Raw genomic sequence first — 4,671 nt, 5'->3', positions numbered from 1 at the left:
GTATGCGCAGGACGAAGCCAGTAGCCGCGCCGATGGTGGCGCGGGTCTATCTGCGCGTCAGCACCGACGCGCAGGACTTGGAACGCCAAGAGGCGATCACTACGGCCGCGAAGGCCGCCGGCTACTACGTCGCCGGCATCTACCGTGAGAAGGCATCCGGCGCACGCGCCGACCGGCCTGAGCTGCTGCGCATGATCGGCGACCTACAGCCCGGCGAGGTGGTCATTGCCGAGAAGATCGACCGCATCAGCCGCCTACCTTTGCCCGAGGCCGAGCGCCTGGTGGCCTCGATACAGGCCAAAGGCGCAAGCCTGGCCGTCCCTGGCGTGGTCGATCTATCCGACCTGGCGGCCGAGGCCCAGGGCGTCGCCAAGATCGTGCTGGAAGCCGTGCAGATCATGCTTTTTCGCCTGGCCTTGCAGATGGCCCGCGACGACTACGAGGACAGGCGCGAACGCCAGCGCCAAGGCATTGAGTTGGCCCGCCAGGCCGGGCGGTACAAGGGCCGCCGTGCTGATCCGAAGCGCCGCGCCCAAGTTGTCGCGCTGCGCAAGTCCGGCTACAGCATCAACAAGACCGCCGAGCTGGCCGGGTACAGTGCGGCCCAGGTGAAACGGATATGGGCCGAGGTCAGCCAGGCCGAAGCGAAGCAGCACGGCGCGTTCGTGGAGGACGCATTGACGGAAGCCGATGCCCTGGCCGCTGTCGGCCAGGATGAGCGCCAGGAGGAAAGGGCATGAAGAAGCCGAACCAAGACGACGAGCCGTTTTTCATCACCGAGGAGATTGCGGCCGAAATGATCGCCGGCGGCTATGAGTTCGAGCTGCCGCCCATTCCTTGCACCATCCGCCTACGCGACGTGCTGGAGCGCATGACCGATGCTGAGCTAGCATTGCAGCCGGGCGAGATCGCCGACCAGGAGCGTGAACGCTGCCGGCGCAAGCCGTGTTCAACCTCATGATCTGGTCATGGTATTTTTCATGGCACTGAGCCTGATAGTTCTTGCAAATTGTTGTCACTAAAGGGTTTTGTGTGCTTGTTTACAATCGAGTGGGAGTGACGGGCACTGGCTGGCAATGTCTAGCAACGGCAGGCATTTCGGCTGAGGGTAAAAGAACTTTCCGCTAAGCGATAGACTGTATGTAAACACAGTATTGCAAGGACGCGGAACATGCCTCATGTGGCGGCCAGGACGGCCAGCCGGGATCGGGATACTGGTCGTTACCAGAGCCACCGACCCGAGCAAACCCTTCTCTATCAGATCGTTGACGAGTATTACCCGGCATTCGCTGCGCTTATGGCAGAGCAGGGAAAGGAATTGCCGGGCTATGTGCAACGGGAATTTGAAGAATTTCTCCAATGCGGGCGGCTGGAGCATGGCTTTCTACGGGTTCGCTGCGAGTCTTGCCACGCCGAGCACCTGGTCGCTTTCAGCTGTAAGCGTCGCGGTTTCTGCCCGAGCTGTGGGGCGCGGCGGATGGCCGAAAGTGCCGCCTTGCTGGTTGATGAAGTACTGCCTGAACAACCCATGCGTCAGTGGGTGTTGAGCTTCCCGTTTCAGCTGCGTTTCCTGTTTGGGGTCGTTTGCGGGAAGGGGCGGAATCCTACGCTAAGGCTTTGGCCAGCGATATTCTCCGGTGAGATTGATGTGTTCCCAGGGGATAGGAGAAGTCGCTTGATATCTAGTATGACGTCTGTCGCACCTGCTTGATCGCGGCCGCGATAGCTAGATCGCGTTGCTCCTCTTCTCCATCCGCGTTCCAAGCTGCGGAAAGGCACCCATAAGCGTACGCCTGGTCGAGCAGGCGACGCGGATCGACGTCCAGCGCACGAGAGAATGCGTCCGCCATCTGTGCAATGCGTCTAGGATCGAGACAAAGGTCGTCTCTGTCAGCCGGATCGTAGAACATATTGGCGGCGCCAAAGCCCACTTCACCGACCAGACCGACGGGATCTATCACCAGCCAGCCGCGACTGGAGAACATGATGTTTTCATGATGCAGATCGCCATGTAGCCCACGCAGTTCCGAGGCATTGCTCATCATTTGATCGGCTATAATCGCCGCGTGGACGTAGTCAGTTTGACAACCTGCGTTTTGATCATCGCGCGCCCGCTGAAACAAAGCTGCAAAGCGATCCCGGATCGGGAGAAGGGCAGAAGGCAGGGGTTCCTCAGATGCGGCATACAGCTTCGCCATTAGTTCCGCTGCAATTTCGGTCGCCTGGTAGTCGCCGTGCTCGGCAACGATGTGAGAGAGCATTCGCTCCCCGGCATATTCGAGCAACATCAGATTGTTCTCACGACCGAGCAACCGGACTGCTCCCCTCCCATTGCGCCATACCAGATAGTCGGCCCCGCGCAGTTCATCAGCAATGTCTTTTATAGGTTTCAATCCCTTGACGATTGCAGGAGTCCCGTCTGGCAATGAAACTTTCCAAACGAGGCTGGAAAAGGTGTCCGCAATGAGAACAGGTTGCGAAACGTGCCAATGAGCAGGAAAAACAGGCGGCATGAACATCAACCCCAAGTCAGAGGGTCCAATCGCAGATAGAAGGCAAGGCGTTCGCGGTCGGGGGCTTCGATCCCCAATACATTGAATAGGACAGCGAAGGCGCGCTCTGCTTCATCTGGCGCTGCCCAGTTCTCTTCGGCGTTAGCAATCATGAGTGCCAAATCGGCATAGCGATCTGCTGTTCCGAGCCGCCCAAGGTCGATCAGACCCGTGCATTGAAGAGTTTTAGGGTCCACCATGAAGTTCGGCATGCAGGGATCACCATGGCAAACAACCATATCGGTGCGCTCTTGGTCGAGCCGCACCGGTAGCTCTCGTTCGACACGAGCCAAAAGATCGAGCTGCGGCGTACTCTTGTCCTCGTCCGGTAAGAAGTCGGGATTGACGGCATTGCGGGACACCACATCAACGGCGCGTCCGAACATTCGCGACAGCCTGCGCTCAAACGGACATTGATCAACCGATAGGCTGTGAACAGCGCCAAGTTGCTGCCCCATTGACGGCCACGCTTTGAGCAAATCCGCTCCAGACAGATCAGCCGCCGGTACTCCCGGAATTGCCGTTATCACCAAGCATGCACCCTCCTGTTCCTCCTGCCAGTTGATGACCTCGGGGCAAGCCACACCTCGACCTTTGAGCCAAATGAGGCGGTCACGCTCTCCAGCGAGCTCACCGCGGCGGGAAGCAGGTGCGATTTTCGCGAAGGCATGCCCGTCACCACGTCGAAAAACAAAATCACCAGATTCTCCGCCTCTGACAGGCAACCAGTCAGAATGCGATTTACCAAAAAAAATATTAGTTCGATTCAATGGAGGTTCCTTCAGTTTTCTGATGAAGCGCGAATATAGAGAAATATCCCGAATGTGCAGTTAACGAATTCTTGCGGTTTCTTTCAGCGCCGCCAATACCGCCAGCCCGTCGCGCAAGGGGCGCGGCTCGTGTGTGCGGATGAAGTCAGCTCCACCTGCGGCGGCGGCAAGCTCTGCAGCGAGTGTCGCGGCCCCGACATCCCCCGGACCACGGCCTGTGAGCGCGCGCAGAAAGGATTTGCGCGAAACAGACAGAAGCACCGGCAAATCGAAGCGCAGCCGCAATTCATCGAACCGCGCCAGCACCGAGAGCGAGGTTTCGGGAGCAGCCCCCAGAAAAAACCCCATGCCGGGATCAAGGACAAGGCGGTTGCGTTTGATACCGGCACCCGTCAGCGCCGCGATGCGCGCGTCAAAGAACGCCGCAATGTGATCCATGATGTCGCCAGCGGGTGCCTCGCGCCGATCTGCCTGCCCGTCTTGCACCGAATGCATAACGACGAGTTTGGCAGATGATTTCGCCAATTGCGGATAGAACGCAGCGTCTGGAAAACCGCGAATATCATTGAGATAGGCCACACCACGCGACAAGGCATAGGCTTGCGTCGCGGGTTGATAACTGTCGAGCGAGACGGGAATGCCATCTGCCTTGAGCGCGTCCAGCACCGGCGCGATACGCGCGATTTCTGTGTCGGACGAAACAGGCGCGGCGTCGGGATTGCTGGATGCCGGACCGAGGTCGATCACATCTGCCCCCTCGGCCATCAGCTTACGCGCCTGCGCAATGGCTGCGTCTGGCGCCAGATACCGGCCTCCATCGGAGAAACTGTCCGAGGTTATGTTGACGATGCCGAAAATGATGAGCGATTTATTCATGGGGGCTTCTATAATAATAATAATCGAGCATGAGTCTCATACGGATGCTCGGGTCGAAAGGGAATCCCCAGGCGAGTAACCTGTTTGCGGTGCTCCATTAGCTGCAGGAGCAGAATAGCATACATCTGGAAGCAAAGCCAGGAAAGCGGCCTATGGAGCTGTGCGGCAGCGCTCAGTAGGCAATTTTTCAAAATATTGTTAAGCCTTTTCTGAGCATGGTATTTTTCATGGTATTACCAATTAGCAGGAAAATAAGCCATTGAATATAAAAGATAAAAATGTCTTGTTTACAATAGAGTGGGTATCGGAGACGAAGAAGGACAAGGTACATGCTGACCGATACCAAGCTGCGCAATCTCAAGCCCAGGGACAAACTCTACAAAGTGAATGACCGGGAAGGTCTCTATGTGGGGGTCGCCTCAGAAAACGGAATCTATGGTCACTCCCGTTTTTGCAACACCGATTTTGACGAC

6 protein-coding genes and 1 pseudogene are annotated in these 4,671 nt (G+C 57.4%); 4 read left to right on the top strand and 3 right to left on the bottom strand.

The features are described from left to right. Positions 1–2: 2 nt before the first annotated feature. The 3 genes and pseudogenes from ACOTX7_RS23810 to ACOTX7_RS23800 all read left to right on the top strand — a co-directional run. Complete coding sequence (locus ACOTX7_RS23810) at positions 3–740, top strand: recombinase family protein (protein ID WP_001446887.1); 738 nt, start codon at positions 3–5, stop codon at positions 738–740. Next, positions 737–961 carry a hypothetical protein gene (locus ACOTX7_RS23805; RefSeq protein ID WP_000743213.1) on the top strand — a complete coding sequence of 75 codons (225 nt, stop codon included), beginning with the start codon at positions 737–739 and terminating at the stop codon, positions 959–961. The genes ACOTX7_RS23810 and ACOTX7_RS23805 overlap by 4 nt, the downstream gene beginning before the upstream one ends. Before the next feature lie 210 nt (positions 962–1,171). Further along, positions 1,172–1,576 (top strand): annotated as a pseudogene (locus ACOTX7_RS23800) (IS91 family transposase); the annotation flags it as partial. A 106-nt stretch (positions 1,577–1,682) separates the two neighbouring features. On the opposite strand, the gene ACOTX7_RS23795 reads toward ACOTX7_RS23800, so the two are convergent. The 3 genes from ACOTX7_RS23795 to sul2 are packed head-to-tail and all read right to left on the bottom strand — an operon-like array spanning position 1,683 to position 4,198. Beyond that, positions 1,683–2,519 (bottom strand): aminoglycoside O-phosphotransferase APH(6)-Id, encoded by an 837-nt coding sequence (locus ACOTX7_RS23795; RefSeq protein WP_000480972.1) that lies wholly within the window; start codon positions 2,517–2,519, stop codon positions 1,683–1,685. Further along, the gene (gene aph(3'')-Ib / locus ACOTX7_RS23790; protein ID WP_001082320.1) at positions 2,519–3,322 is read right to left on the bottom strand and encodes an aminoglycoside O-phosphotransferase APH(3'')-Ib; all 804 of its coding nucleotides are present in this window, start codon (positions 3,320–3,322) and stop codon (positions 2,519–2,521) included. The genes ACOTX7_RS23795 and aph(3'')-Ib overlap by 1 nt, the downstream gene beginning before the upstream one ends. A gap of 60 nt (positions 3,323–3,382) precedes the next feature. After that, a complete protein-coding gene (sul2, locus tag ACOTX7_RS23785) occupies positions 3,383–4,198 on the bottom strand; it encodes a sulfonamide-resistant dihydropteroate synthase Sul2 (protein WP_001043260.1) in 816 nt (271 codons plus the stop codon). A gap of 329 nt (positions 4,199–4,527) precedes the next feature. Between sul2 and ACOTX7_RS23780 the strand changes: the two genes are divergently transcribed. Then, positions 4,528–4,671, top strand: a 144-nt coding sequence (locus ACOTX7_RS23780; protein WP_045261969.1) for an Arm DNA-binding domain-containing protein, incomplete at its 3' end; no start/stop codon positions are given.

Source organism: Enterobacter cloacae complex sp. IR5418, assembly GCF_049238105.1.
In the GTDB taxonomy this organism is placed as follows: Bacteria; Pseudomonadota; Gammaproteobacteria; order Enterobacterales; family Enterobacteriaceae; genus Enterobacter; species Enterobacter hormaechei.
The sequence above is the reverse complement of the archived record's forward strand: the minus strand, read 5'-3'. Positions and strand labels throughout refer to the sequence as shown.